The sequence below is a fragment of the Rhodococcus sp. RS1C4 genome, from assembly GCF_002258225.1.
Lineage (GTDB): Bacteria > Actinomycetota > Actinomycetes > Mycobacteriales > Mycobacteriaceae > Rhodococcoides > Rhodococcoides fascians_E.
The window spans coordinates 158,566-185,433 of the sequence record NZ_NOXZ01000028.1 but is presented as its reverse complement, the minus strand read 5'-3'; the positions used below and the strand labels follow the sequence as shown (position 1 = coordinate 185,433).

30 protein-coding genes are annotated in these 26,868 nt (G+C 64.9%); 12 read left to right on the top strand and 18 right to left on the bottom strand.

The features are described 5' to 3' along the window. Positions 1 to 47 precede the first annotated feature (47 nt). The 3 genes from CH289_RS14365 to CH289_RS14355 form a co-directional block, all read right to left on the bottom strand. Positions 48 to 1,244 (bottom strand): L,D-transpeptidase, encoded by a 1,197-nt coding sequence (locus CH289_RS14365; protein WP_026348046.1) that lies wholly within the window; start codon positions 1,242 to 1,244, stop codon positions 48 to 50. 103 nt (positions 1,245 to 1,347) lie between these two features. Next, positions 1,348 to 2,898 (bottom strand): MBL fold metallo-hydrolase, encoded by a 1,551-nt coding sequence (locus tag CH289_RS14360; RefSeq protein ID WP_094725650.1) that lies wholly within the window; start codon positions 2,896 to 2,898, stop codon positions 1,348 to 1,350. A gap of 70 nt (positions 2,899 to 2,968) precedes the next feature. After that, positions 2,969 to 3,985, bottom strand: coding sequence for a UDP-N-acetylmuramate dehydrogenase (locus tag CH289_RS14355; RefSeq protein WP_019666541.1), 1,017 nt, complete (start codon positions 3,983 to 3,985; stop codon positions 2,969 to 2,971). Between the two features lie 56 nt (positions 3,986 to 4,041). Here CH289_RS14355 and CH289_RS14350 point away from each other — a divergent pair, with 56 nt between their 5' ends. The 3 genes from CH289_RS14350 (at position 4,042) to CH289_RS14340 (ending at position 5,878) form a co-directional block, all read left to right on the top strand. Then, positions 4,042 to 4,548 carry a DUF2505 domain-containing protein gene (locus CH289_RS14350; RefSeq protein WP_019666542.1) on the top strand — a complete coding sequence of 169 codons (507 nt, stop codon included), beginning with the start codon at positions 4,042 to 4,044 and terminating at the stop codon, positions 4,546 to 4,548. A 15-nt stretch (positions 4,549 to 4,563) separates the two neighbouring features. Then, positions 4,564 to 5,067: a DUF2505 domain-containing protein gene (locus CH289_RS14345; protein ID WP_020112541.1), complete on the top strand. Its 504-nt coding sequence runs from the start codon at positions 4,564 to 4,566 to the stop codon at positions 5,065 to 5,067. Between the two features lie 109 nt (positions 5,068 to 5,176). Beyond that, on the top strand, positions 5,177 to 5,878 hold the full coding sequence (locus CH289_RS14340; RefSeq protein WP_020112542.1) for a class I SAM-dependent methyltransferase: 702 nt from the start codon (positions 5,177 to 5,179) through the stop codon (positions 5,876 to 5,878). Here CH289_RS14340 and CH289_RS14335 read toward each other — a convergent pair. Then, a complete protein-coding gene (locus CH289_RS14335) occupies positions 5,875 to 6,462 on the bottom strand; it encodes a type IV toxin-antitoxin system AbiEi family antitoxin domain-containing protein (protein ID WP_094627687.1) in 588 nt (195 codons plus the stop codon). The two genes, CH289_RS14340 and CH289_RS14335, sit on opposite strands and share 4 nt — an antisense overlap. A gap of 132 nt (positions 6,463 to 6,594) precedes the next feature. On the opposite strand from CH289_RS14335, the gene CH289_RS14330 reads away from it, so the two are divergent. Next, the gene (locus CH289_RS14330) at positions 6,595 to 7,329 is read left to right on the top strand and encodes an LmeA family phospholipid-binding protein (RefSeq protein WP_026348048.1); all 735 of its coding nucleotides are present in this window, start codon (positions 6,595 to 6,597) and stop codon (positions 7,327 to 7,329) included. 125 nt (positions 7,330 to 7,454) lie between these two features. Here CH289_RS14330 and deoC read toward each other — a convergent pair whose 3' ends face one another. Continuing rightward, positions 7,455 to 8,117 (bottom strand): deoxyribose-phosphate aldolase, encoded by a 663-nt coding sequence (gene deoC / locus CH289_RS14325; RefSeq protein WP_020112543.1) that lies wholly within the window; start codon positions 8,115 to 8,117, stop codon positions 7,455 to 7,457. Between the two features lie 45 nt (positions 8,118 to 8,162). Between deoC and CH289_RS14320 the strand changes: the two genes are divergently transcribed. Beyond that, positions 8,163 to 8,993: a class I SAM-dependent methyltransferase gene (locus CH289_RS14320; RefSeq protein ID WP_037143664.1), complete on the top strand. Its 831-nt coding sequence runs from the start codon at positions 8,163 to 8,165 to the stop codon at positions 8,991 to 8,993. Positions 8,994 to 9,005: 12 nt separating this feature from the next. Then, positions 9,006 to 9,893: a formyltetrahydrofolate deformylase gene (gene purU / locus CH289_RS14315; RefSeq protein ID WP_019666549.1), complete on the top strand. Its 888-nt coding sequence runs from the start codon at positions 9,006 to 9,008 to the stop codon at positions 9,891 to 9,893. A gap of 13 nt (positions 9,894 to 9,906) precedes the next feature. Here the strand turns inward: purU and CH289_RS14310 are convergent, their stop codons facing one another. From CH289_RS14310 to CH289_RS14285, 6 genes are all read right to left on the bottom strand, one after another. After that, on the bottom strand, positions 9,907 to 10,932 hold the full coding sequence (locus tag CH289_RS14310) for an alpha/beta fold hydrolase (RefSeq protein ID WP_019666550.1): 1,026 nt from the start codon (positions 10,930 to 10,932) through the stop codon (positions 9,907 to 9,909). A 1-nt stretch (position 10,933) separates the two neighbouring features. Next, positions 10,934 to 11,713, bottom strand: coding sequence for a MerR family transcriptional regulator (locus tag CH289_RS14305; protein WP_037163822.1), 780 nt, complete (start codon positions 11,711 to 11,713; stop codon positions 10,934 to 10,936). Positions 11,714 to 11,758: 45 nt separating this feature from the next. Next, positions 11,759 to 12,061: a DUF2516 family protein gene (locus CH289_RS14300; protein WP_019666552.1), complete on the bottom strand. Its 303-nt coding sequence runs from the start codon at positions 12,059 to 12,061 to the stop codon at positions 11,759 to 11,761. A gap of 70 nt (positions 12,062 to 12,131) precedes the next feature. After that, positions 12,132 to 12,929, bottom strand: coding sequence for a YtxH domain-containing protein (locus CH289_RS14295; protein WP_020112547.1), 798 nt, complete (start codon positions 12,927 to 12,929; stop codon positions 12,132 to 12,134). Then, a complete protein-coding gene (locus CH289_RS14290; RefSeq protein WP_371828083.1) occupies positions 12,922 to 13,443 on the bottom strand; it encodes a helix-turn-helix domain-containing protein in 522 nt (173 codons plus the stop codon). The genes CH289_RS14295 and CH289_RS14290 overlap by 8 nt, the downstream gene beginning before the upstream one ends. A 107-nt stretch (positions 13,444 to 13,550) precedes the next feature. Further along, positions 13,551 to 14,804, bottom strand: a complete 1,254-nt coding sequence (locus tag CH289_RS14285) for a DUF445 domain-containing protein (protein ID WP_170947547.1) — start codon at positions 14,802 to 14,804, stop codon at positions 13,551 to 13,553. A gap of 127 nt (positions 14,805 to 14,931) precedes the next feature. Here CH289_RS14285 and CH289_RS14280 point away from each other — a divergent pair, with 127 nt between their 5' ends. The 4 genes from CH289_RS14280 (at position 14,932) to CH289_RS14265 (ending at position 18,676) form a co-directional block, all read left to right on the top strand. Next, positions 14,932 to 15,708 (top strand): TetR/AcrR family transcriptional regulator, encoded by a 777-nt coding sequence (locus CH289_RS14280; protein ID WP_019666556.1) that lies wholly within the window; start codon positions 14,932 to 14,934, stop codon positions 15,706 to 15,708. A gap of 29 nt (positions 15,709 to 15,737) precedes the next feature. Further along, positions 15,738 to 16,295, top strand: coding sequence for a type 1 glutamine amidotransferase domain-containing protein (locus tag CH289_RS14275; protein WP_026348051.1), 558 nt, complete (start codon positions 15,738 to 15,740; stop codon positions 16,293 to 16,295). 8 nt (positions 16,296 to 16,303) lie between these two features. Beyond that, positions 16,304 to 17,281: an iron-siderophore ABC transporter substrate-binding protein gene (locus CH289_RS14270; protein WP_019666558.1), complete on the top strand. Its 978-nt coding sequence runs from the start codon at positions 16,304 to 16,306 to the stop codon at positions 17,279 to 17,281. A gap of 108 nt (positions 17,282 to 17,389) precedes the next feature. Then, on the top strand, positions 17,390 to 18,676 hold the full coding sequence (locus tag CH289_RS14265; protein ID WP_019666559.1) for a lipase family protein: 1,287 nt from the start codon (positions 17,390 to 17,392) through the stop codon (positions 18,674 to 18,676). 96 nt (positions 18,677 to 18,772) lie between these two features. Here the strand turns inward: CH289_RS14265 and CH289_RS14260 are convergent, their stop codons facing one another. Continuing rightward, a complete protein-coding gene (locus CH289_RS14260) occupies positions 18,773 to 19,234 on the bottom strand; it encodes a PPOX class F420-dependent oxidoreductase (protein ID WP_019666560.1) in 462 nt (153 codons plus the stop codon). 78 nt (positions 19,235 to 19,312) lie between these two features. Here CH289_RS14260 and CH289_RS14255 point away from each other — a divergent pair, with 78 nt between their 5' ends. Continuing rightward, complete coding sequence (locus CH289_RS14255) at positions 19,313 to 20,182, top strand: polyphosphate kinase 2 family protein (protein WP_019666561.1); 870 nt, start codon at positions 19,313 to 19,315, stop codon at positions 20,180 to 20,182. A 38-nt stretch (positions 20,183 to 20,220) separates the two neighbouring features. Here the strand turns inward: CH289_RS14255 and CH289_RS14250 are convergent, their stop codons facing one another. From CH289_RS14250 to CH289_RS14225, 6 genes are all read right to left on the bottom strand, one after another. Next, complete coding sequence (locus CH289_RS14250; RefSeq protein WP_019666562.1) at positions 20,221 to 20,475, bottom strand: hypothetical protein; 255 nt, start codon at positions 20,473 to 20,475, stop codon at positions 20,221 to 20,223. A gap of 104 nt (positions 20,476 to 20,579) precedes the next feature. Beyond that, complete coding sequence (locus CH289_RS14245) at positions 20,580 to 21,620, bottom strand: NAD(P)-dependent alcohol dehydrogenase (RefSeq protein ID WP_020112551.1); 1,041 nt, start codon at positions 21,618 to 21,620, stop codon at positions 20,580 to 20,582. Positions 21,621 to 21,740: 120 nt separating this feature from the next. Next, positions 21,741 to 22,016 carry a hypothetical protein gene (locus tag CH289_RS14240; RefSeq protein WP_020112552.1) on the bottom strand — a complete coding sequence of 92 codons (276 nt, stop codon included), beginning with the start codon at positions 22,014 to 22,016 and terminating at the stop codon, positions 21,741 to 21,743. Between the two features lie 93 nt (positions 22,017 to 22,109). Continuing rightward, complete coding sequence (locus tag CH289_RS14235) at positions 22,110 to 22,994, bottom strand: 3-hydroxybutyryl-CoA dehydrogenase (RefSeq protein WP_019666565.1); 885 nt, start codon at positions 22,992 to 22,994, stop codon at positions 22,110 to 22,112. A 159-nt stretch (positions 22,995 to 23,153) separates the two neighbouring features. Beyond that, positions 23,154 to 24,443: an isocitrate lyase gene (gene aceA, locus CH289_RS14230; RefSeq protein ID WP_019666566.1), complete on the bottom strand. Its 1,290-nt coding sequence runs from the start codon at positions 24,441 to 24,443 to the stop codon at positions 23,154 to 23,156. A 433-nt stretch (positions 24,444 to 24,876) separates the two neighbouring features. Then, positions 24,877 to 25,275 (bottom strand): SPW repeat domain-containing protein, encoded by a 399-nt coding sequence (locus CH289_RS14225; protein WP_019666567.1) that lies wholly within the window; start codon positions 25,273 to 25,275, stop codon positions 24,877 to 24,879. A 174-nt stretch (positions 25,276 to 25,449) separates the two neighbouring features. Between CH289_RS14225 and ramB the strand changes: the two genes are divergently transcribed. Continuing rightward, a complete protein-coding gene (ramB, locus tag CH289_RS14220; RefSeq protein WP_020112553.1) occupies positions 25,450 to 26,862 on the top strand; it encodes an acetate metabolism transcriptional regulator RamB in 1,413 nt (470 codons plus the stop codon). Positions 26,863 to 26,868: the final 6 nt, after the last annotated feature.

The window sequence follows — 26,868 nt, the reverse complement described above, 5'->3', positions numbered from 1 at the left end:
GCTCCGCTCCTGTCCCAGGGCCTACATTTCCACTCACATAAGTTGCATCAGAGCGCAGACATCGACTCCCACGTCGGCCAGTCGATCGCCCAGTCGTAGAGGTCACCGTCGGCGGCCGACAGATCGATGGACGTACCCGTCACCTCGACCGGATCGCCGTACATCGCGGTCCCGAAATACTGCTCCGCGTCCGACGTCGACAGGTTGATACAGCCGTTCGTCACGTTGGACGCCCCCTGGACACCCGTCGTCTCCGGGTTGGCGTGGATGAACTCGCCGTTGTTGGAGATCCGCACGGCCCATCGTTCGCGCACGTTCTCGTAGAACGGCGGGTTCGACATCAGGAAGTCCTCGTGCTTCTCGGTCACCACGTGCACTCCGCTGCGCGTGACGTTGCGCGCTTCGTTGCCCTCGCCGTAACTGACGGGGATGTCCATGATGGTCTGACCGTCGCGCACGACCTGCATGCGGTGGCTCGTCGCCTCCGCCTTGACGATCTGGCTACGACCGATGGTGAAGTCGAGTGTCACGTCGTCGGCGCCGTACGCACCGCCGCCGTAGTCGACCCCGTACAGGTTCGCTTTCACCGACACCGTCGTGCCCGGAGCCCAGTAGTTGGTGGGGCGCCAGTGGACGCGTGAGCCGTTGTCGTCGGGGAACCACGCCCACGCGCCGGGCGTCGGCGGGTTGGTCGTCACCGTCAACGCCTTCTCGACGGCGGCCTTGTCCTCGATCGAGGAGTCGAACTGCAGGATGATCGGGGCCGCGATCCCCACCTCCTGCCCGTCGCCGATGTTGGTGCTCACCGACGTGCGGCTGTCCGGCGTGACCGTCGTGAAGCTGCCCTCGACGGGTACGGACTTGCCGTCGCTTCCGACGGCGTTGCCCGCCCAGGTGTACGAGACGCCGTAGCCCAGCGGCTCCGTGACGGAGTACGACGCCTTGTCCGGCGCCAGCGCGCCTTGGACGACCTTGCCGTCGGGGTTGGTGAGGGTGACGTCGGCCAGGGTCCCGTTCTTCACGGCCACGGAGATCGGCGCGACGGGGCTGACGTCCTCGGCTCCGTCGGCGGGGTTCTGCGTCACTTGGGCGACGGGAGCCGCTTCGGTGGTCGGCTCGGACCCGCCGGAGGAGCCGTCGGTGCCACCGATGGTGCAGCCCGCGACAAGCGCCGCCAACGCCACGATTGCTGTGACCAGCCACAACAACCGCGTCCGTTTTGTCTGTTCTACCTGCTCATGCACGTATTCCAACGTACTCGCGGCTCATGGGCGAACCACTATCGAAAGCTCGGGTGCGCGGAGATTCACATCGAATCCTCGAGGAGATTCGGACAATCCGCGCACTTCAGAGCTTCGTCGACCTGAGTTCGTGTCCCTTGGACGTCAGGCAGCGGCCGGTATCGAGGTTCCAGTCCCAGCCGTGCAGGTTGCAGGTCAGCTTGTTGCCCTCGACGATGCCGAACTTCGACAGGTCCGCCTTCAGGTGCGGGCAGCGACGCTGGATCTCGTAGCCGTCCTTGACGATGGTGGCGGTGTCGTCGTGTGCTTCGGCGAACCACCCGTCGGCGTAGGCGATGCGCTCGTCGGTGAGGCACTTGAAGAACGTGTAGAGGAACTCGTTGTATCCCCCGACGCGTCGGGCCCGGAACCTGGTGGACAGGAAGATCGAGTTGACCCAGTCCGGTTCCTTGTCCCGCACGGCCGTCCGCACGAGCTGCGGCGAGATCGTGAAGCTGTACCGGAACCGCTCCTTGAGCAGGGGCTCACGCACGATGCGCTTGGGGAAATCGAGCACGACGGTTTCCGCGCCGAGCATCAGGGCCACCGGGTACCCGATGCCGTCGCATATCTGGTCGGTTTGAATCATGATGGGCTCGAACAGCTCTCGCAGTGGCTCGAGCAGTGGCTCGCCCTCGGCCGGTGCCCACGCCGCCTTCTCCGCGGCGATGACGCCTGCCTGTCGCTGCGCGAAATCCTCGATGTACTGGGCCTTGCCGGTGGTGAAGATGGCTTCGGCTTCTTCGGTGGGAATCGGGTGCTCGTGCGAAACGAGCTCGCTGCCCGAGAACGTCGACGTGGTGCCGGGGATCTGTAGCAGGCCCTTGTCGTGACCGTTGCGGCGCATCTGGTCCAGGAACACCATCTGGTCGGGGAAGATGTTCGACGGGTCCTCGTACACGTCGTTGAGGAAGCGGAGCTCGTCGTCGAGGAAACACGGCGGGCCTGCCGACGGAATCACCCACGTCGCGCCGATCTGCTCGATGTACTGGCGCGCACGATCCATCTGACGCTGACGCTTCTGCTCACCGAACGACTTCTTGGCGCGCTCGACCATGTCGTAGACCATCGGGTACCAGATCGCGCCCGAGTACTGCAGCATGTGCACGTCGACGTGCCCGAATTCCTCCGTCAACACGTCGAGGTCGACGGGCCGGGCGTCGTTCATGTTGAACGCGACGGTCTCTCCGTCGGAGACGACCAGGCCGGAGTCACCGATCGGGCCGTCGGCGGGTGCGCGCAGGGCGATGATCATGATGTCGAGATCGCCCTTGGGACCGGAAATGCGGTGCTTGACCGAGTCCGTCGTCTCGAAGAACTTGTGGAAGCCGAGCTTCTCGAGCTCGTGCTTGAGGTCCGGCACGGGGTAGTCCGGCAGCAGAACGGTGGTGTCCTTGTCCACGTGCTCGGCGAGGTTCTTGGGGTCGAAGTGGTCCTTGTGCAGGTGCGAGACGTACAGGTAGTCGCACTTGCCCAGCTCGTCCCAGTCCAACTTCGTGTTGTCCGGGAACGGGAACCAGGACGTGAAGTAAGCAGGGTTGACCCACGGGTCGCACAGGATGGTGCCTGCATCGGTCCGAATGTGGAACCCCGCGTGCCCGACGCTTGTGACCTGCAACGAACTACTCCTTAACTTGCTACGAAGAATCAATGGTAGGCGCTGCCACCGACTCGATGCTGCTACCGATTCAACTCAGCGAGCAGCCGACGAGATCGCACTCCGGCACCAAGGTGATGCCGAACTCGGCTTCCACTCCGTCACGAATGTGCGACGCCAACGCCATGACGTCCGACGTGCTCGCCCCGCCGCGATTGGTGATGGCCAGCACGTGCTTGGTGGACAACGACACTGTTCCGTTGCCGAACTCCGTGCCGTAGCCGTGTGCGAAGCCGGCGTTCTGGATCAACCAGGCGGCATGGATCTTGATGCCCGACGGGTCCGGATACTGAGGCGCCCTCGATGCGGACGCGGGGATCTCCGTCAGCACCGGATTCAGGAAGAACGAGCCGACACTCCACGTGTCGTGATCCGCCGCGTCGAGCACCATGCCCTTCTGGCCACGCAGATCGAGGACTGCTTCTCTCACATCGAGAGCAGGGACCGTGTCACCGATGTCGACGCCGAGCCGGTCCGCGAGACCGGCGTAGCGGACAGGATCGGAGGACACGGACCGTCGCAACCCCATCGTCGTGTCGAGAATGACGTATCGCATCGAATGCTTGAACACCGACTGACGGTGCAATCCGAAACCGCATCGGTCCGGCGACCAGACGGCGGTCTCGCCTGTCTCGCGGTCGTACACCGTCAGCGATTCCAGCACGTCGGACGTGACCGTGCCGTACGCACCGACGTTCTGCACCGGCGTCGCACCGGCCAATCCAGGAATGCCGGACAGGGTTTCGATCCCGGCAAGACCCTCGTCCAACGACGCGGCGACGACGGAGTCCCACCGCTCACCGGCAGCGACCCACATGGAATCACCGTCGACGCGCACTCCCGACGTCTCGACCTTGATCACCAGACCGTCGAAACCCTGGTCCCCGACGACGAGGTTGGATCCGCCACCGACCAACAGCACCGGGGTTCCCGACGCATCGGCGTCGCGCACGAGGGAGACGAGTTCGTCGGACGTCGTTGCGACGGCGAACTCGCGAGCCGGGCCACCGAGTCGCATGGTGGTGAGCTCGGAAATTGCGGTAGGCACGGGAGTCCAGGGTACCGGTCGACGCGGATGTCGGGAGCCACCGGTACCCTCCGCCTATGCCTCGCCCCATCGCGCACAGCGCGCCCGTTCCCGCACCCGTCGACAAGGTGCACGCCGCGCTCGTGTCCGAGAAGTACTGGAAGGACCGCATCGAGCAGATCGGCGGTCCGGGCGCACAGTTGGTGAGCGTCACCGCGATCAACGGAACCATCAGCGTCGTCATCACGCAGTCGGTTCCCGAGGAGGAACTCCCCGCCGCGGTCACCGCCTTCAAGAAGGGCCCGCTGATCATCGAGCGCACCGAGTCGTGGGGTCCTCTCGGCGGCGGTCGCGCCGAGGGCAAGTTCGGAGCCACCGTCGACGGCGCTCCGGCAACCATTTCCGGCACCACGCTCCTCGAAGGCGACGACACATCGTCGACGATGTCGCTGTCCGGAACCACCGAGGTCAAGATCCCTCTCTTCGGGAGCAAGATCGAAGCGATGATCAGCGAGCAGGTACTGGGGCTCATCGACAACGAGCACGACTTCACGGGCAACTGGATCGCGGACAACCTCGGATAGGTACCCTCTCCGGTTATGGCGCGCCGAATGAACTACTCAGCCCGGTTCACCTACTCCACCGAGCAGGTGTACGCGGCATTGTCGAGCCGCGATCACTGGGACGCTCGCATCGAGGAGATGAAGAAGTACTCCCACAACGAGCTGAAGAGCTTCGAGGTCTCCGACGCAGGCATCGACGTCGTGATGCACCACATCATTCCCAGGACCGAACTGCCGGACATCGCGCAGACGGTCATGAAGAAGGACATGGTCATCACCCGTAACGTGCACTTCGACCCCTACTCGGACACCACCGAAGGCAAATACGACGCCTCCATCCCCGCCGGCCCCGGCAGCCTCAAGGGCGTCACCTCGCTGTTCTCCACCGACACGGGCTCGACGCTGCGGACCTCCTCCGAGGCCAAGGTGTTCCTTCCTTTCGTCGGCGGAAAACTGGAACAGCTCATGCTCGTCAACCTCCGAGACCTCTGGCGCGGCGAAGGCGAAGTCACCGCCGACTGGCTTGCCCAGAACAACTAGAGGCTCCACTCCTGGCCAACCGGGTCGTTCCGCAGGCTCCACTCCTGAAGGCACTGTTACCCGCGGCACCACCGGCATCAACCGCCTCCGCCGCAGTGATCGGTGGCTGATGCACGATCCACTCGTGCGCCGGGTGCTGACCGATGCACTCGATCCCTTGGTCGTCGATCTCGGGTACGGCGCACGGCCGGACACGACGCTCGAGCTGGCTCGTCGGCTCCGAACCGTTCGGCCGGACCTGCGGGTCACCGGCCTCGAGATCGATCCCGCACGAGTTGTCGAGTCGCAGGAGAACGTCACGTTCGCGCGCGGCGGCTTCGAGCTCGCCGGCCTCCGACCGAACCTGGTTCGCGCGTTCAACGTGCTGCGGCAGTACCCCGAGGACGCTGTTCCCGACGCCTGGGCCCGCATCCTGTCCGGGCTCGAACCCGGCGGGCTCCTGGTCGACGGGACGTGCGACGAACTCGGCCGTCGGTGCGCGTGGGTGCTCGTCGGGCAGCAGGGTCCGATCTCGTTGACCTTGGCGTGGGATCCGTTCACCGTCGCGACGCCGTCGGACATCGCGGAGCGTCTGCCGAAGGCGTTGATTCACCGCAATGTGCCGGGTGAACGCATTCATGCGGTGCTGCGCGCCGCGGACAGGGCGTGGTCGACGGCGGCGCCGCTGGCACCGTTCGGCCCGCGAGTGCGATGGCGGGCGGCCTTGAATCAGTTGGTCGCCGAGGGTCTTCCCACCACGGCGCCGCGGCGCAGGCTACGCGACAACATCCTCACCGTTCCCTGGGATGCTGTGGCGCCCGCCGAGACCTAGGTGCAGGACGAGAGGGCGAGCTCGACGCGTTCGGCCACTCGTTCCGGCCCGCCGACGGCTTCGTCGTACAGGGATCCCGGGTCGACGCGGCCGATGGCGACGGCGTCGCCCACCACTTCGTCGAGGGTGATCTGGGAGATTCCTCCGGCGGCGAGGTCGAGGACAGTTCGGACCGGGGTGGTCATCCGGAACGTGCCAGTGGACTCGAAGTCCTTCGGAGACAGCTGCAGTCGGTGAACGGCGAGGCGCGTGTCGGTCAGGCGCAGGTTGGTGTACGCGGAGACGTGCACGAACTGCGGGTGCAGGTGTCCGAATCCGTGTAGCTCGGCGGCACTTTGGTGAGAGATCACAGCATCACCACCGAACCACGCGCACCACATGGCGAACTGTTCGAGGTCGCTGTGCGGCCAGTCGGTCAGCCGGCACAGGTTTCGTTCCACTTTGGTCCAGTCGCCGACGGCGATGTTGGCGACCACTGCAGGGGCCTCGAAGCCCAGGGCCTCGGCCTGCTCGGTGGTGAAATATCCGTCTTGGCGTGCTGCCAGACGACGCAGTTCGACGGTGCTCGGCCGTAACGTGCTCATGCGCCCCAGCGTACGACAATCTGTGTTGCACATCACAAAGAATTGGCACTACTCCCGTGTCGATCCATCTTTCCCACGCTTGTATCTCTGTTTCACAGAGGACTTTCAGAATCATCGGGAAGACTGCGGCGAATGACACGAAGCAAAGCTCCCATGATCGCGGTGCTCGTCGTACTCGTTCTCGTCGCGGCGTTGCTCGGCGGGGAACTGTATTTCCGGCAGCAGATCAAGTCGTGCCTCGCCGGCCAACTGGAGTCCGAGATCGGCAGCCAGGTCGACGTCGGTCTCGGATGGAAGCCCATTCTGATCTCGCTCGTCGACAAGCAGGTTTCTTCGGTCACGCTCGATTCGAACGATGCCCGCTTCGGCCCCGCCGAGGGCATGACCGTCCACGCGGAGGTGGAGGACGTCGACCTCGCGCAGACCGCGGACAGCAACGGGACCATCGGCAGCTCCAGCGCCGACATCTCGTGGTCGACCGACGGGATCGCCCGCACCCTGCAGTCCCAGGGCATCGGTGCCCTCGTCTCCGGTGTGACGTCGGACGCCGCGGCGGGCACGCTGTCCTTCGCGGTGGGCGGCCTCGCGCAGTTGACCGTGAAGCCGACCGTCACCGGCGACCGCGTCGACGTCCAGACCGTCGACGCATCGATCCTCGGCCTCGGCATCCCGACCGATCTCGTCGACAGCATCGTCGGCGTCCTCTCCGACAGCCTCCAGCAGTACCCGCTGGACATGACGCCGACGTCGTTGACCGTCACCGACAGCGGCATCGCACTGAACCTGCAGGGCGGGCAGTACTCGATTCCCGCCGCCCAACCGGGTCAGACGGTCGAGGCTCCCGAAGGCTGCGGAATGCTCGCGTAGCGGAAACTGGCCCCTACACTCCTGCCATTCGGTCATTCCGCAGGCTCCACTCCTGCCACCCGGTCATTCCGCAGGCTCCACTCCTGCCACCCGGTCATTCCGCAGGCTCCACTCCTGCCACCCGGTCATTCCGCAGGCTCCACTCCTGCCAAGACGGCGCGAGTACCCGAGAGACCCAATCTGGTTGCGCCCGCGTCGATCATCGCCAGGGCGGCGTCCGTCGTACGGATGCCGCCGCTGGCCTTGACGCCGAGTCGTCCGCCGACGGTCTCCGCCATCAACCGCACTGCTTCGACGCTGGCGCCGCCTGCCGGATGGAAGCCGGTGGAGGTCTTGACGAAGTTGGCACCGGCTTTCTCCGCGACGCGGCAGGTTTCGACGATCGCGTCGTCGGACAGGGCTGCCGATTCGATGATCACCTTGAGCACAGCCGTCGGTCCGATGGCTTCGCGGACGGTCAGGATGTCCGACAGCACAGCGTTGTAGTCGCCGGCGACAGCGGCTCCGACGTCGATGACCATGTCGATTTCCTGCGCACCCTGATCGACGGCGAGCCGCGCTTCCGCTCCCTTGACGAGCGAATGATGTTTGCCCGACGGGAATCCCGCGACTGCGGCGACGACGAGTCCGTCGGCCCTGATCGGCAGCATCGAGGGTGACACGCAGACTGCGAGGACACCGAGTTCGAGGCCCTCGGCGATGAGTGCAGTCACGTCGTCGGACGTGGCTTCGGGCTTGAGCAGGGTGTGGTCGACCATTCGGGCGAGGGCTCCGCGTGAGAGAGACATGAGACCACCCAACCACAGCCCCCGAACGACATAAACTCATCGGTCATGAGCGTCGCAGGCACTTTCAATTCCACGAGTTCCGATTTCGACTCCGTCACCCCGCTCGTCTGGGGTCCGGCAGGCCAGTCGTTGGCGTTCGCGCTCGCATTGAGGGCCGGGGACGCGGTGCTCGACGTCTGCGCGGGTACGGGCGCGTCGGCGCTCCCCGCAGCGCAGGCAGTGGGTCCGGACGGCATCGTCCACGCCATCGATCTCGCCGACGACCTCCTCGAGGTCGGGCGGGTGAAGGCCACGGCGGCCGCGCTGCGCAACATCGACTTCGTTTGCGCCGACGCCACCGAGTGGGAGACACCGAGTTCCGTTCCGGACGGCTACGACGCGTTGTCCTGCTCCTACGGCATCTTCTTTCTTCCGGACATGGACATCTCGTTCGCGCGCCTGGTTCGCTTGGTTCGACCTGGCGGTCGTGTCGGCGTCACCGTGTGGCGCAAGGGCGCGGTGGAAGCGTTCGGTAACGCGTTCTTCGACGTCGTTGCCCGCTACGCGCCGGACGTCGCGCACAACGGTCCTCGGTCGAGGAGCAACTACGACACCAACCCCATCCGACGGGTGGAGACAGCGGACTCCCTGGCCGAGTGGCTGCAGTCGGAGGGATGCAGCGACGTACAGGTTCAGGAACTGTCCAATCACGTTCCCGCCACCGAGGAGTTCGTGTGGAACTTTGTGTTGGGCAGCGGCTTTCGTGGCGCCTTGAGCAACTTCGACGAGTCCACCACACTCGCGATCCGACGAGAGTTCGGCGAGCTGCTGACCGAGCGCGATATCGATTTCGTCGACGCCACCACACTGGTCGCAACCGGCGTCAGGACCGCCTGAGAGAATCGACGCATGAGTTCCGCTGCTGTAGCCGACGACCGTCGCTACGTTCTGTCCCTCGGGTGCCCCGACACCACCGGCATCGTTGCCAGGATTTCCTCGTTCCTCGCGGACGTCGGCGGCTGGATCGTCGAAGCCGCGTATCACGCCGACCCGGACACGGGCTGGTTCTTCACCCGCCAGGCCGTCCGGGCGTCGTCGGTGAACATGAGCATCGAGGATCTACGCGCACGATTCCAGGAAGTCGCCGACGACATCGGCCCCGAGACGGAGTGGACGCTTCAGGATTCCGGCGAGCGCAAACGCGTCGTACTTCTCGTCAGCAAGGAAGCGCACTGCCTGCACGATCTGTTGGGCCGCGCGGCGGGCGGCGAGCTACCTGCCGAGATCTCGGCCGTGATCGGTAATCACAAGTCGCTGGAACCGGTGGCGACAGCGCACGGCATCACGTTCCATCATGTCGAGTTCGCGAAGGATCCGGCCGAACGAGGCCCGGCGTTCGATCGGGTTCGCGAGCTGGTCGACTCCTACGATCCCCACGCCGTCGTTCTGGCCCGGTTCATGCAGGTGCTGCCGGAGGAACTGTGCGAGCACTGGGCCGGCCGCGCGCTGAACATCCACCACAGCTTCCTGCCGTCGTTCGTCGGCGCACGCCCTTACCACCAGGCATTCGCCCGTGGGGTAAAGCTGATCGGAGCGACCTGCCATTACGTGACGGCCGAGCTCGACGCCGGCCCGATCATCGAACAGGACGTCATTCGCGTCGACCACTCCGACGAGGTCACCGACATGGTGCGCCAGGGCCGGGACATCGAGAAGCTCGTTCTCTCCCGTGGCCTCCGATGGCATCTGGAGGACCGTGTCCTGGTCCACGGCCGTAAGACAGTCGTCTTCAGCTAGTTGCCCTCGGGCTTCACAAGTTGCGCAGGCGCGCGACTTCGGCGTTGAACTCGTCGATGGCCTCGACCGAACTCATGTGGCCGATGCCGGGAATCTCGACGAGGGCGCTGAGGTGGTCGTGGGCGTCGAGCGCTTCGGCCAGTTTGCGGGCGTGCACGGGAGGCGTGAGCCGGTCCGCGGTTCCCACGAGCACGGTCGTCGGCACGTTGAGGTTCTTCAGCGCCTCGTGAATGTCGAGGTCGGTGAGTGCAGCGCCCCAGATTCCTCGGGTTCGAGGCGCACACTCGAGCACGATCTTCTCGCAGAACGCGACCTCGGCAGGCGTCGATCCCGGCGCCATCGACACGTACTTGATGGCGTGGCGGGTGACGGACGACGGTCGTAGCGGGACCGCGGATTTGAGGACCACCCGCCCGACGGGCACGGGTACGCGCGGGAATCGCTGAGGGAGCGGGATGACCGTGGTCTCACGTACCAGGCTGTCCGTGGCGGTCGAGGCGAGCAGGACTGCGCTCACCAGGCGGTCGACCTGTTCGGGGTACCGCCCCGCCCAGGCCATGATCGACATTCCGCCCATGCTGTGGCCGACGAGCACTGCCTTGTCCGATTCATCGACAGTGGCCGCGAGAACGTCCGCGAGGTCGTCGGCGAGTACGTCGGGGCCGAGCGGCCTGGTGCCGACGTCGCTGCGGCCGTGGCCACGCTGGTCGTAGACGATGACCTTGTAGTTGTCCGCGAAGGCGTTGATCTGCGGTGTCCAGTAGTCCACCGAGCACGTCCAACCGTGGCTGAACACGATCGGCTGTGCGTCGGGGTCTCCGTAGATCCGCACGTGCAGTTGCGCGCCGTCGTCGGTGACGACGGGGACGGTCCGAGGAACGTGTGTCGGCTGGTGCAGCAGCTCGTCGGGTCGACTGTCCGCCGCGCGGACGAAACTGTTCGCGTGGCGATTTCTGCGGACGAGGGCACCGATGCCCGCAATCGCCGCGAGACCTCCGACTCCGAGAATCGTTGCCTCGACTGCCTTGCGTGTAACCACTTCAAGCCTCCCCTGTCTGCGACAGTGCCGCGCCTTCCGACGCAGTGTCGCCTTCCGCGCTGTACTGCGCGACCATCTCTTCCATGGTCAACGTGATTCGGTGTTCCATTGCTTCCCGGAACAGCGCTCCGACCACGCGATGCGTGAGCGGCCGGAGGTTGTCGATCAGCGTTGCCAGTTGCCCTACGGTCAGGGCATCGGTGTCGAACGGATCCTTGCCTTCGCCGACGAATTTGTCTGTGATCAACGACACAAACCTTGCGGCGACGTCGTCGAGGTCCTTCTGCACCGCTTCGGTCTCGTCGAGGATGCGACCGACCGAGGTTCCCGCATCGTGGAGCAGTGTCGCGGCGTCGAGCAGATCCGGCTGGTCGATGCGGTAGCCATCCGAGCTGCGGGCCAGTACGCCGAGGGCAACACCCCGGTCGAGTTCGTCGTCGGTGATGCCTCGGGCGAACTTCCGGGTGATGTCCTCGCGGGTCAGGTGGGTCGATTCCCGTTGCCTGCGGGCGGTGTCGTCGACGTCGTCGGCGGTCAGAACGTCCTCGATGCGGAGCCCGGACTGCGCTGCGATCAGCAGTTCGCTGATGGTTGCGAAGGTGTACCCGCGGTCGAGCATCCGGCTGATCAGCTCCAGCCGGGCGAGGTGAGACTCGCTGTACCAGCCGGTTCGTCCTTCTTTCCGCGGCGGCGGAAGCAGTCCACGGTCTTGGTAGACGCGGACGTTACGAACGCTCACCCCTGCGCGACGCGCCAGATCGTCGACCCGGTACTCCATCATCCCTAGAAGATAGGCCCACGCCCCGCGGGATCGGCGAGCGAGGATCTACCAGCGCGAGCCGCCGCGCTGGATGCTGTCGACCTTCGGTCGGACGTCGACCAGGTAGACGCAGACCGCGACGATGCCGATCAGGCCGATGAAGTTGATTCCGAACGCAAAGATGACGAGCAACGCCACGACGAGGATTCCCAGCCAGACGGGCTTGGTCAACTTGTCCACCGCGGTGAAAGCGTCGGGCCGCTGCCTGACTGCGTGGAACACCGCGTAGGCGGCGCCGGCCAGCGCGATGAAGCGCAGGACGAGAAGGATCAGTCCGGTGAGGCTGTCTACGGCTGGCACAAGGCCCATACTAACCACTCGAACTGGGCAATTCGACCCCTGCACCGCTCGGTGCAGGGGTCGACAGCCGTTCGGACGCTCAGCTGGTGGTCTTCTTGGCCGGAGCCTTCTTGGCCGGTGCCTTCTTCGCTGCGGTTGCCGGCGTCGCCTTCTTGGCGGGCGCAGCCTTCTTGATCGGAGCGTTGGCGGTGCCGCGGGTCTTGGACTCGACCTTGCCTGCCACGCCGCTCACCTTCTGCGATGCGTCGGTTGCGGCTTCCTTGGCGCCTTCGCCCGCCTCGTCGATGCCCTCGGCCAGTTCCTCGGCCGAATCGGAGATGTCGTCGGCGGTGTCGCGGACCTTGTCCGACGCGATGCCTGCGAGTGCGGCAGCGCGCTCACCGACTGCACGGGTCTGCGAGGCGACGGTGCCGAGAGCCTGCTCGGTCAGGTCGACGACGTCGTTGGCGGCGGAGTTGGCACGCTCGAGTCCTTCTTCGACGGCGGGGGTGCGGCGAATCCGCTCGACGGTCTCTTCGCCGCGCTCGGCGAGCGAGGTGTAGAGATCGGACGCGACCTTCAGGTACGCCTCGGCGACCTTGCGCAGTTCTTCCGGGGTGAAGCGCTCACGCAGATCCGCGATCTCGTCGGGGAGTTCGGCGGGAAGGTTCGCCAAGCGCTCGCGAAGGGACTCGACTCCTTCGGTGACGTCCTCGGACAGGTCGGCGATCCGTGCCCGTGCCGTGTCGACGCGATCGGTGACCTCGCTGCCGCGCGTCTCGGCGCGACTGCGTACCTGCGAAACGACGTCGGCGACGGCCTGAACGACGGCATCGCCTGCGCCGACTGCGGCGTAGAGGGGGGTCTTGACGTTGTCGAAGTTCCTGGGATCAGTCATGGGAAGACTCCTGTAAGGGTGATTCGGTGTCGGTTGTCGGATCTGGTCCGGCTGCGTTCTTCTGGTCGTTCTCTCGGCGGAACGAGTCGTAGATCTCGATCAGCACGTGCTTCTGCCGTTCGGTGATCTCCGTGTCGCCGAGCAACGCGTCCCGGACTGGACCGTGTGGTCGTTCTTCCAAGAACCCGGCCCGTACGTACAAAGCTTCCGATGACACACGTAGACCCTTGGCGATCTGCGTGAGCACCTCGGCGGAGGGCTTGCGCAATCCGCGCTCGATCTGGCTGAGATACGGATTGCTCACCCCCGCCCTCGACGCGAGTTGCCGCATGGATACCTGGGCTGCCTCGCGCTGGCTACGGATGTAACTACCGATGTCCGACGCCGCGGTTGTGACGACGCTTGCGACGAGGTCGCTCGCTTCGGCCACGACGTCCGTCGCCTCGGACACCTTCGCGACTATCCCCTGGTTGTCGATCTGACTGTCGATCGGATCTTCACTGCTGGGGGTCATGGTCACCACTCGTTTCGTGTGTCTCGAACTTGTGGTCTTCGGTGTACTCGTCCGAGGCTACCCAAGGGTGCTAACTATTGCAAGCACTCTGCTAGCAGTAGTTGCCATCAGCCGAACAGCAGGTGCGACAACGTGTAGATCACCAGTCCGGCGAAGGAACCGACGACGGTGCCGTTGATACGAATGAACTGCAGATCGCGACCGACCTGTAGTTCGATCTTGCGGCTCGCCTCGTCGGCGTCCCATCGTGCGACGGTGTCGGTGATGATCGTCGTGATCTCGTCCGCGTAGTTGGACGCCACGTAGCGGGCCCCGCCGAGCAGCCATCCGTCGACCTTGGCGCGCAGTTCCTCGTCGTCGCGGATTCTCGCGCCCCAGCTCGCGACGTTCTCGCTGACCTTGCGTCGCAGGGTGCTGGACGGGTCGTCCACGGATTCGGTGATGAGCCGCTTGGCCACCTTCCACGTTGCCGCGGCGAGCCCGGTGATCTCCTCACGGCCCATGATCTGCGCTTTGAGCGACTCCGCCTTCTCGATGGTCGCGGGGTCGTTCTGCAGATCGTGGGCGTAGTCGACGAGGAACTTGTTGGCGGCCAGGCGCAGTTCGTGCTGCGGGTTGGACCGAACCTTCCAGGTGAACTCGACGAGTTCCTTGTAGATCTTCTCGCCGAGCAGGGCGTCGACGAACTTCGGCGACCACGTCGGTGAGTCACGGGACACGACGCGCTCGATGGTCTCCTCACTGCCGAGGGCCCACTGGTGTGCGCGCTCGGCCAGCATGTCGATGAGCGGTAGCTGCCGGTTCTCCTTGATCAGCTCGTCGAGCACGCGTCCGATGGGCGGCCCCCACTGTGGATCGCCGAGACGTTTGACGATGGTGCTGTCGATGATCTGGGTGATGTCCTCGTCCTTCAGGACTTCGACGGCGCCGTGCAGAATCGTCGCGGATTCCGCGGCGACACGTTCGGCGTTCTGCGGCTCGGCGAGCCACGTTCCGAGCCGCAGCGGGATCTGCGCGGACCGTACTTTCTCCGACACGACGTCGGGCGCGAGGAAGTTGCTCCCCACGAAGGATCCGAGCGAGGATCCGAGCTGATCCTTCTTCTTCCTGATGATCGCGGTGTGCGGAATCGGAATGCCGAGCGGATGCTTGAACAACGCGGTCACCGCGAACCAGTCGGCGAGCGCACCCACCATGCCCGCCTCGGACGCCGCCCTGACGTACCCGACCCACTCCCCCGCACCGCGGGATTCCTGCCAACGGCAGATCAGGTAGACCACCGTCGCGAACGCAAGGAATCCGGTCGCGACGACCTTCATCTTGCGCAGATCACGACGCTTGGTCGCGTCGTCCATCTTCATCAGTTCCACAGCGCCATTGTGCCCGCGCACGGGCGTTGCAAACGTGAGCCGCACCATGGACGACCTCTCCCAGCCCGGACGCCTAAGCTGATCTGCATACGAAGGCGATGGGATACGGCGGGCACACGTGGCGAGAAATGCAACATCAGCGAACAACGACGACACCGAAGCAGCAGCCAAGGACGCAGGAGCCGGTAAGGCGGAGGCTACCAAGACGGAGAAGCCGGACGGACGCAAGCGTCGCTGGCGCGACCACAAGATCGCGCGTCGGGAAGAGTTGGTCGACGGCACTCTCGCGGCGATCCGCCTGCGCGGGCGCGAGATCGGGATGGACGAGATCGCGTCGGAGATCGGTATCTCTAAGACCGTGCTGTACCGGTACTTCACCGACAAGGCGGACCTGACCAACGCGACGATGACGCGGTACGTCGAGACGACGCTCGCGCCGCGGATCTATTTCGCGATCTCGGAGGAACTGGACGAGTACCACCTCACCCGGGCGGTCATCGCGGCGTACGTGGAGACGGTTGCCACCGATCCCGAGGTCTACCTGTACGTGATGGCGAACAACGCGGGCAGCAACCGGGACGTCGTCGCGGAGTCGGAGCGCATGATCGCCGAACTGTTGGCGACGGTTCTCGGCGAGCGTCTACGCCAGCGCGAAATGGATTCCGGCGGTTCGGTGCCGTTCGCGTTCGCGATCGTCGGGGCCGTGCAACTCGCCACCCACTGGTGGATCTCGAACAAGTCGATGTCGATGGAGGACCTCATCGACTACCTCAGCATGATGACGTGGGGCGGAATTCACGGCGTCGCGATGGCCGACGGTTCCCCGGCGAAATTCAACGCGCAGCCGCATCCGCTCGTCACCCCGAAGGACGAGGAGGACCAGCGCTCGGTTTGAAACGCCGATTCGCCGGTCACCCTGGCACCATGAGCCCTTCGTTGACAGGACGCACGGTGGCCATTCTCGCTACCGACGGCGTCGAAGAAGTAGAACTGGTCCAACCTCGTGATGCGGTCCGATCCGCCGGTGGCACAACGACATTGATTTCGCTGACTCACGGGGACATTCAAGCGATGACCGGTGACGTCGACGCCTCCAACACGTTCGAGGTCGACGCTGTCGTCGCGGATGTGTCTCCCGAGGATTTCGACGCGTTGATTCTCCCCGGCGGGACCACCAACCCGGACAAGTTGAGAACCGATTCCGACGCAGTGGAATTCGTCCGCCGATTCGTGTCCTCGGGCAAGCCCGTCGCCGTCATCTGCCACGGTCCGTGGACCCTCGCGGAGGCCGACGTTCTCCAGGGCCGCACCTTGACGTCGTTCCCCAGTATCCGCACCGATCTGCGCAATGCGGGCGCGACCGTCGTCGACGAGGAAGTGGTGGTCGACGGAAATCTGATCTCGAGCCGTAACCCGGACGACCTCCCCGCCTTCTGCGCTGCACTGGTAGAACAGTTCTCGAAATCGGACACCGTAGGTTAGCGTTGCCTATGCGCACATCCCGCCTCGCTCTACTCGCCCCCGCGATCGCCGCGGTCGCGGCCCTCACGATGACCGCCTGCAGCAGCTCCGACTCGTCGGACACGGACGCCGAGGGTGCCACCGTCTCGACCATCTTCGGCGACGTCACCGTTCCCGAGAACCCGCAACGCGTGGTGGCCCTCGGTTGGTCCGACGCCGAGACCGCACTCGCGCTCGGAGTGCAGCCGGTGGGAGCCAGTGACTGGCTTGCAGTCGGCGGAGACGGACTCGGCCCGTGGGTGGAGGAGTCCTACGACACGCCACCTACCATCCTCGGCACGTACGAGGTGGACATCGAGTCCGTGGCCGCGCTCGACCCGGACCTCATCCTGTGGACCCGCAGCACCAACGACCAAGCCACATACGACCAGTTGTCCGAACTCGCGCCGACGGTCGGGGCACCCGCCGGCACCGAGATCGCGTACGGCACCACGTGGGACGGTCAGACCGAACTGGTCGCCGAGGCACTCGGAAAGGAAGCCGAAGGCCGGACGCTCATCGACGAGACCAACGCCGCGTTCGACGCCGCAACGTCGGCCAACCCCGAGTTCGACGGCAAGAACGTCGTCGTCGGCACGCTGTACAGCGGGCAGTTGGGTGCCTACGTCGACGGAGATACTCGCGTCGAGTTCATGAAGCGGCTCGGCTTCGTCAACAAGCCGGAGATCCAGGCCCAGGCGTCGGACGGGAAGTTCGCCATCGACCTGTCCGCCGAGAACGCAGCCCAGCTCGACGCGGACCTGACCGTGATGTTCCCCATCGGCGAGACCGCCGACGCCATCGCGAACGACCCGTCGATCCAGGGTCTCCCGGTCGCCCGCGACGGGCGTCTGGTGGTTCTCGGTGACCTCGACCTCAGCAACGCGTTCTCGGCCGCCTCGGTTGCAGGTACCCGATACGCCCTCGAGAACGCTGTTCCGCTGTTCGCTGCCCCGCTGAAGGGCTGATGAACGACACTCCCGCGGCCTCGCCCCTCGACAGAAGGGCGGGGCCGCTCGTCGTTGCCCACCGAGAACGCTTTGGTTCCGCACTGCCGACCGTGGTTGGATCGACGCGTGTTCGGTTCTCGCGCTCCCCGGTTCCTGCCGGCGAAACCGACAGTGGGTCCGAAGGCCAGCGCGGCTGCGCTCGCCGTATGTGCAACCCTTGCGGCGGCGTGCAGCACCACCTCCGCCCAGCCGCACGCACCCTCACCCGCACACTCGGCCGCCCAGCCGCCCGCTTATTCGACGAGCATCCCCACCGCCACGGCCGAGACCGTCGCCGCGCGCGGAACCGTCGTGTCGAGTTCCACCACGACGCCGTTCGATCCAGCTCTGTTCCCGGCCGGCACCACCGCGGCGACTGTCGTGTACAACTCCGTGTCCGGCGTGGACGGCAGCCCGACCCAGGTGAGCGGCGCAGTGTTCGTCCCCGACGGCCCCGCCCCCGTCGGCGGGCGACCCATCGTGGCGTACGCGCACGGAACCGTCGGCATCTCCCCCGGGTGCGCCCCGTCCGAGAAGCGAGACCTCGCCGGAGACGCCGACGTGGTGTCACGCTTCCTCGAACGCGGATACGCCGTCGCATACACGGACTACCAGGGCTTGAGCAGCACCGTCGACTCGCCGCCACACCCGTATCTGGAACCTCGGACCGCAGCCTTCGACGTCATCGACTCCGTCCGCGCCGCCCGCAACCTCGACCCGCGCCTGTCGACACGATGGGTCGCCGTCGGCTGGTCCCAGGGCGGTCAAGCAGCGTGGGCTGCAAACGAATTCGACGACGTGTACGGGGACGGACTCGACCTGCGCGGCGCCGCAGTCCTGTCTCCAGCACTGGACATCTCGCCCGGAATCATCGAAGCTCAGAGCTCGGGAACATCAGGCGAAGCAGATGGCCAGCGGGCGGTGTACCCACTGATCGTCGAAGGCGCCGCCCGGGTCGACCCGTCCATCGACCCCGCCGACCACCTGCACGGTGCCCTCGCCGGCAACCTCGACCAACTCGTCGGATGCAACGCCGCGAGCAGCGAAGCACAAGCCGCCGCAGCCGCCGACGTCCAGCCAGGTGACACCACCGCATCGACTCCGGCAGCCGCCGAACAACTGACGCGCCGCATGCAGGAGTACTCGCTGCCCCGCGCAGCATCACCCGCACCGATTCTCGCCGTCTACGGCTCCGAGGACACCGTGGTGAAACCCGCCTGGACCGAATCCGCGCTCGGGCGAGCCTGCAGCCTCGGCGACACCCTGCTGGCCGTCCGCCTCGAAGGCCAAGGTCACGACGTCGACCCCGGCACCCTCGTCGAAACCTGGGTCGACGACCGCTTCACCGGCGGCCCCGCGCCCAGCAACTGCTGAGCCGTCACATACTCCCGTGCGGGCTTGTCACATTCTTCCCGGAGGGCTTGTCACATTCTTCCCGGAGGGCTTGTCACATTCTTCCCGGAGGGCTTGTCACATTCTCCCGGGCGGGAAGCCACCTTCGGCGACGGGGCCCCAGGATTCGATCGTGATGCGTATCAACGACTTTCCCTGCTTCACCATTGCTTCGCGGTACTCGTCCCAATCGGAATGCTCCCCGGCGATGCTGCGAAAGTACTCGACGAGCGGTTCGACGGCGTCCGGCACGTCGAGGATTTCAGCGGTTCCGTCGATCTGGACGTAGGCGTCGTTCCATTCGTCGGAATGAACGCAGACGGTGACGGCGGAGTTCCGCCGGATGTTGGCCACCTTGGCGCGTTCGGGGTACGACGCGATGACGATGCGGCCCTCGGAGTCGACGCCGGATGTCACCGGCGAAACCTGCAGGCCACCATCACGTTTGTGCGTGATGAGCGTGGAATGATGACGTGGGCGGACGAAGTCGAGCAGTTGTTCACGTGCGACGGATTCAGCAGTTGCCAGTTTCGGAGCCATGCCTCCAGGTTAGCCGCGCCGCGCGACGCCATCTCGGTTCTCGGCGGGTGGGGTCCCCGCTGCTACTAGGGTCCAATCATGGCAAAGCATTCGAAGAAGAGCGGCAACCTGTGGTCGACACCTGCGGCCGACATCCTCCGTGCGACCGACGAGACATCCGTCGCGGACCTGGACTGCTCACTGACTCCGGGTTTCGAGGGCAGCAAGACCGACGGGCAGGCGCTGCTCGCAGAGCGCGGCGAGGTGCTGTCGGCGTTGCAGGAGAAGCTGTACGCCAACGGCCGGACCGGTGACCTGCGCTCGATCCTGCTGGTACTTCAGGGCATGGACACCGCAGGCAAGGGCGGCATGGTGCGACATGTCATCGGAATGGTCGACCCGCAGGGCGTCGACCTGGCGTCGTTCGGAGTTCCGACGCAGGAGGAGAAGCAGCATCACTACCTGTGGCGCATCCGAAACGCCCTGCCGCGCGGTGGACGGATCGGTGTCTTCGACCGCTCGCACTACGAGGATGTGCTGGTCGTCGCCGTCCACGACCTTGTTCCGCGTCAGGTCTGGGAACCGCGGTTCGACGAGATCAACGCGTTCGAGAAGGAGTTGGTCGACGGCGGCACGCACATCGTGAAGGTTGCGTTGTTCGTTTCTCCGGAAGAGCAGCGAACCAGGTTGCAGGAGAGGTTGGATCGGCCGGACAAGCACTGGAAGTACAACCCGGGCGACGTCACCGAGCGCGGCTTTCTGCCGCAGTACCGCACCGCGTATCAGCGGGTCATCGACAGGACCAACACGGACTACGCGCCGTGGCACGTCATTCAGGCCGATCGGAAGTGGTACGCACGCTTGGCGGTGACCGAGCTGCTGATCGATGCACTGCAGAAGCTCGACCTCGAGTGGCCCGAAGCCGATTTCGACGTCGAGGTGGAGAAGCAGCGTCTCGCGGACAGCTAGCGACGGACCTCTCCGACGAGGTCAGGCGTCCGACCAGGTCAGGAGTCGGGGTGCCCTGTGCCGCCGACGAGACCCATCGCCGACGCCATTGCGACGACGCACACGCAACCGGCGATGACGGCGACGGTGCCGAGACCGTTGAAGGCCGACAGTGCGAACAGGACGAGCGCGAGCACACCGACGGTGACCAGTGCATACCGCGCGGCGCCGGGGTGGGCGCCGACCAGTGCGTGGCCGGCTGAGCTGTGCCCGGCTGCGGCCATCTTGCCGTGACGGCTGGAGGAAGTCTTCATGAAAGTGTCCTTTCCTTGCGGAGAACATCTTCCGACCCGACTTCGACGTTACGCCTGTGGGCGGCAGGTAGCGCCCGTCGCTACCTGCCGCCCACAGGAGTGGATCAGAAGGTGTTGGCGTCGATGACGAAGCGGTATCGAACGTCGCTCTTCAGGACGCGCTCGTAGGCTTCGTTGATCTTGTCGGCCGGGATGGTCTCGATTTCGGCACCGATGTGGTGTTCGGCGCAGAAGTCGAGCATTTCCTGGGTCTGCGCGATGCCACCGACCATCGAGCCTGCGAGGCTGCGACGGTTCGCAGCGAGCGTGAATCCGCGAACCTTGATGGGCTCCGACGGCAGTCCGAGGATGACGAGCGAGCCGTTGATCGCGAGCAGCGACATGTGCTTGTCCATGTCGATCTCGGCGGAGACGGTGTTGATGATCAGGTCGAACTCGCCGCGCAGCTTCTTGAACGTCTCCTTGTCGGAGGTCGCGTAGTAGTGGTCGGCTCCGAGGCGCTTGCCGTCCTCTTCCTTGCTCAGGGTCTGGCTCAGCACGGTGACCTCGGCTCCGAGGGCGTGGGCGATCTTGACGCCGACGTGGCCCAGTCCGCCCATTCCGATGATGGCGACCTTCTTGCCCGGGCCTGCACCCCAGTGCTTGAGCGGCGAGTACAGCGTGATGCCCGCACACAGCAGCGGTGCGGCGACATCGAGTTCGATGCCCTCGGGGATGGACAGCACGAAGCCCTCGGTCACGACGATGTGCGTCGAGTAGCCGCCCTGGGTGATCGACCCGTCGGCCTGCTTGGAGTTGTAGGTCTGGGTGACGCCCTTGAAGCAGTACTGCTCCTCGCCTGCCAGGCAGGCGTCGCACTCGCCGCACGAGTCGACGAAACAGCCGACGCCGACGCGGTCGCCGACCTTGTGCTTGGTGACGCCGGAGCCGACCTCGGCAACGATGCCTGCGATTTCGTGTCCCGGGACGACCGGGTAGGTGGTGCCGCCCCACTCGTTGCGGGCGGTGTGGATGTCGGAGTGGCAGATGCCGGCGAACTTGACCTCGATGAGGACGTCCTTGGGTCCTAGCTCGCGGCGGTCGATCGTCACCTTCTCGAGGGGTGCGTCGGGGGCTGTCGCTGTGTACGCGGTAGCTGAAGTCATAACTACATTGCTACCTACGCATTGGTAGCTTGGCAAACAGCCTTGGCGCGTTCGAGCAGGTGAAGGCGCCGCGAGCAGGGAATTCCCGATCGGCGGGAGGCGTTCGCTACATTCTCGGCGTCAGCTGTTGCGAGCGATGTTGTATCCGAGCCAGCCGACGTAGGCACCGAGGCCGAGCAGGCCGATCTTGCGTGTCTTCGGGTACGCGATGGCGGCTCCGACGACCAGTTCGGTTGCACCGTTGCGCGTGATCCAGTCGCGGGTGTCCTTCGGGAACGGCAGTTTGGTGATGGGCTCGAATGCCTCGGGAACCACGAAGTGCGCTGCGCCCGTCGCGGCCAGTCCGATACCGAACGCCTTCGGCAACACTCCACCGGACTTCTTCGACTTGCTCATCGCTCTCCCCTGACGTCGTCTGGCGCGCCGTGTGCGCACCACCAAGTTACTGCGGTCGGGAGTGGAAATGTGTCCCGACACCTACATTTTCACTCACGAAGGCTCTTTCACTACCCGGCCGTTCTCGTACCGATAGAACCCTGCGCCTGTGCGTTTGCCGGTCGAACCCGATTCGACCATCCGAAGAAGCAACGGCGGGGCGGCGAAGAGTGGTTCGCCGAACTCGGCGTACATGGAATCGGCGATGGACTTGACCGTGTCGAGTCCGATCAGATCCGCGAGCGCAAGCGGCCCCATCGGATGCGCGAGACCGAGCACCGTCGCCTTGTCGATGTCTTCCTTGGAGGCAAATCCGGACTCGACCATCCGAACCGCGGAGAGCAGGTAAGGAATGAGAAGTGCATTGACCACGAACCCGGATCTGTCCGCCGAGCGGACGACCTGCTTGCCGAGTACGTCGCCGGCGAACTTCTCGGCGCGTTCGGCCACTGCGTCACTGGTTTTCACGGTTGTGACCAGCTCGACGAGAGGCAGAACCGGCACCGGATTGAAGAAGTGCAGCCCGACGACTCGGTCGGGCGAGGCCGTCGCGACACCGAGTTTCATGATCGGGATCGACGACGTGTTCGACGCGAGGACCGCGCCGGGGTCCGTCACCACTGCGTCCAGACGGGCGAAGATGTCGGACTTGATGTCCTCGTCCTCGGTGACGGCTTCCACGACGAGCTCTCGATCCGCGAAGTCGTCGAGATCGGTCGTGAAGCGTAGTGCGCACGCTGCCTGTTCGCGTTCGCGTTCGGTGATCTTGCCGCTGCTGACGCCACGGTCCAACGATCGCAGGACGCGCGTGCGTCCTGCGGTCGTCAGCTCGCGAGTGTGCTCGTAGACCAGAACGTCGAGGTGTGCCCGGGCGCAGACTTCTGCAATCCCGGCCCCCATCTGGCCGGCGCCGACAATCCCCACCCTCTCGACCGGCACGGCGGACTCCTTCGATGCGTACACGACAACAGCTGTAAGCGAGGTGGGGTAACTCCGGCCGGGTACCCCCAGAACCCGGGCGATACAGATCAGGCGGCCCGCAGCGAAACGCTGGGGCCGCCTGACTGATGTGCTGTGTATCCGGGGAGGCGGGCTAGCTCAGTGGAACTGGCCCTCTTCGGTGGATCCCTTCAGCGCTGCGGTCGAGGTGTTGGGGTCGACCGTGGTGGCGATGGAGTCGAAGTAGCCTGCGCCGACCTCACGCTGGTGCTTGATGGCGGTGAAGCCACGCTCTGCGGCAGCCTTGAACTCGCGCTCCTGCAGGTCGACGAACGCGGTCATGCCTTCGCGGGCGTAGCCGTGTGCCAGGTCGAACATGCCGTAGTTGAGCGAGTGGAAGCCCGCGAGGGTGATGAACTGGAACTTGAAGCCCATCGCTCCGAGCTCACGCTGGAACTTCGCGATGGTCGCGTCGTCCAGGTGCTGCTTCCAGTTGAAGGACGGCGAGCAGTTGTACGCCAGGAGCTGGTCCGGGAACTCGGAGCGAACCGACTCGGCGAAGTGCTTGGCGACCTCGAGGTCCGGCACGCCGGTCTCCATCCAGATGAGGTCTGCGTACGGCGCGTATGCCTTGGCACGCGCGATGCAGGGCTCGACACCGTTCTTGATGCCGTAGAAGCCTTCTGCCGTGCGGGTGCCGTCGAGGAACGGCTGATCGCGCTCGTCCACGTCGGACGTCAGAAGCGTTGCGGCCTCGGCGTCGGTGCGGGCGATGACGACGGTCGGAACGTCCGCGACGTCGGCGGCGAGGCGAGCCGAGGTCAGGGTGCGGATGTGCTGCTGGGTGGGGATGAGCACCTTGCCACCGAGGTGGCCGCACTTCTTCTCCGAGGCGAGCTGGTCTTCCCAGTGCGATCCGGCGACGCCGGCCGCGATCATGGCCTTCTGCAGCTCGTAGACGTTGAGGGCACCACCGAAGCCGGCTTCGCCGTCGGCGACGATCGGAGCGAGCCAGTTGTCGACGGTGGTGTCACCCTCGACGCGGGCGATCTCGTCGGCGCGCAGCAGTGCGTTGTTGATGCGACGAACGACCTGCGGCACCGAGTTGGCCGGGTACAGGCTCTGGTCGGGGTAGGTGTGTCCGGACAGGTTGGCGTCGCCTGCGACCTGCCAGCCGGAGAGGTAGATGGCCTTGAGGCCTGCGCGGACCTGCTGAACGGCCTGGTTACCGGTCAGTGCGCCGAGCGAGTTGATGTAGTCCTCGTTGTTGACGAGGTCCCAAAGAATTTCGGAGCCGCGGCGAGCAAGGGTTGCTTCCTCGACGACGGAGCCTTGCAGCTTGGAAACCTGCTCGGCGGTGTAGTTGCGCGTCACGCCCTTCCAGCGAGGGTTGGTGTCCCAATCCTTCTGGATTTCTTCTGTAGTTTTCGGGGTGCCGGTGGTCGACATCTCAGCTCCAGTCTCTATCGGATGTGCGATACGGCCGACTCGGTGCTCGAATTCTTCACATCGTTGCCAGGCCGTGCGGGTGTTCTTCCAAAGAGTGGCACACCCAAAAAGGGCCGTCCACCTGTTACAAGTGCCAATCTTGGTTAGGTTTCAATCAAGCCTTGCTAACTTTGCGAAGATCGCCGTCGGATCACACCCGCCCGATTGGACGGCTTTGCTACTCGCCAGTAGGACGAAAGCGCAGTTCATGAACGCAATTTACGAAAACCGTCCGGCCGTTCCAACCGGACAAACGTACTGTTTTCATGAAACCGTCTGAATCGAGCCAGAAGGCAGGCACTGTGACCAGTATCACATACTGCAATCGGAGCCTCGTACGACGAAAGCAGCCTCGGCACAGTGCCGAGGCTGCTTCCAGTGAGAGAGGGACGTGTCAGCTGCGCACCCGCACGCGTTCGGGCGACGACGCCACGAGCACACTCGGCCGGATGTCGCTACGACCGGTGGCCACGCCGAGAACGCCCATGGCCGCGATGACGACGCCCCCGACGAGCGCGAACAGGTCTGCTGTCACGAGTCCTGCAGGGAACGCCAAAACCACGGGCGACAGAGCGAGAGCCGCGCCGAGCACGACGTGCGCCCAGTGACTCGACCTCGAGGCCGCGGACATCGCCCACAGCGCGGTGCCTGCGGCGAGCAGACCGAGAATCAGAATGGCCCCGGACACGCCGGTGTCACCGTCGACCGGAAGCCAGATGGTCGACGCCACCAGAACGGTGCCTGCTACGAGTACGACGGCGTCGCGGACGAGTTCACGAAGATTGTCGGACATGATGGGCCTCCCTCTTAATTACTTATGCGAACCAACACCTATGGGTATACGCCTCCCAGCGCCCGGCTGTTCCGCTCGACCCCGAATTGTGATCCACAGACCATCCGGAACTGCACGTGCGCACCGATCGGTGAAGCCTGTTAACGCCATTCTTCGCAGGCGTAACCTGAGCGCATGCCCAAGACGTTCGTCGGCGTGCGCCTGCGTCAACTACGCACGGAACGCAAGATGAGTCAGGTAGCTCTGGCCGGACAGCTCGAGATCTCCGCGAGCTACCTCAACCAGATCGAACACGACGTGCGGCCTCTCACCGTCCCGGTCCTGCTGCGGATTTCCGAGGTGTTCGGCGTCGACACGTCGTTCTTCTCGTCCGAGGACGACACCAGGCTGGTGGCCGAGCTGCGCGAAGTCGCGCTGGATCAGGACATGGGCATCGTCGCCGACGCACACGAGATCGCGCAGATGGTGTCCTCCCATCCGCAGTTGGCGCGAGCGATGGTCAACATGCATCGTCGGTATCGCAACACCACCGCTCAGCTCGCCGCGGCGACCGAGGAGCGGTTCGCCGACGGTAGCGGCAGCGGGTCGATCAGCAAGCCGCACGAGGAGGTACGTGACTACTTCTATCAGCGACAGAACTATCTCCATGAATTGGACACAGCGGCAGAGGAATTGACGTCGCGGATCCGCTTCCATCGGGCCGACGTCGGTAACGAGATCGCCAAACGCCTACGCACGGTGCACGAGGTGCAGATCGTCAATCGGATCGATCTGGGCGAGAACGTTCTGCACCGGTTCGACCCGAAGACTCGGCTGCTGGAGATCTCGCCCCACCTGTCCGGCGGGCAGCGGGTCTTCAAGTTCGCGGCAGAATTGGCCTACCTGGAGTGCGCGGACCTGCTCGAGCAGATGGTCGAGGAGGGAGGCTTCACGTCCGAGGCGTCCAAGAAGCTCGCGAAGCTGGGGTTCGCCAACTACTTCGCCGCCGCGACCGTTCTGCCGTATCACCAGTTCCACGACATAGCCGAGGATTTCCGCTACGACGTGGAACGGTTGTCGGCCTTCTTCTCGGTGAGCTTCGAGACGATATGCCATCGCTTGTCGACACTGCAGCGGCCGAAGCTCCGCGGAGTTCCGTTCTCCTTCGTCCGCGTCGACCGCGCCGGGAACATGTCGAAACGACAGTCGGCGACGGGGTTTCATTTCTCGTCGAGTGGCGGAACGTGCCCGCTGTGGAACGTGTACGAGACGTTCGCCTACCCCGGCAAGATCATGACTCAGATCGCGGAGATGCCCGACGGGCGCAGTTACCTGTGGATCGCTCGGACCGTCGAGCGGCGCGCGGCGCGGTACGGCCAACCGGGCAAGACCTTCGCCATCGGACTCGGGTGCGAACTCCGCCATGCGGGCCGATTGGTCTACGCGGACGGGCTGGATCTACACGGGTCGTCGGTCGCCACGCCCATCGGAGCAGGCTGCCGTGTCTGCGAGCGGGCGAACTGCCCTCAACGCGCCTTCCCTCCCCTGGGCAAGGACCTGGACATCGACGAGCATCGAAGCTCCGTGTCTCCCTACCTCGTTCGCTGAGCGGCG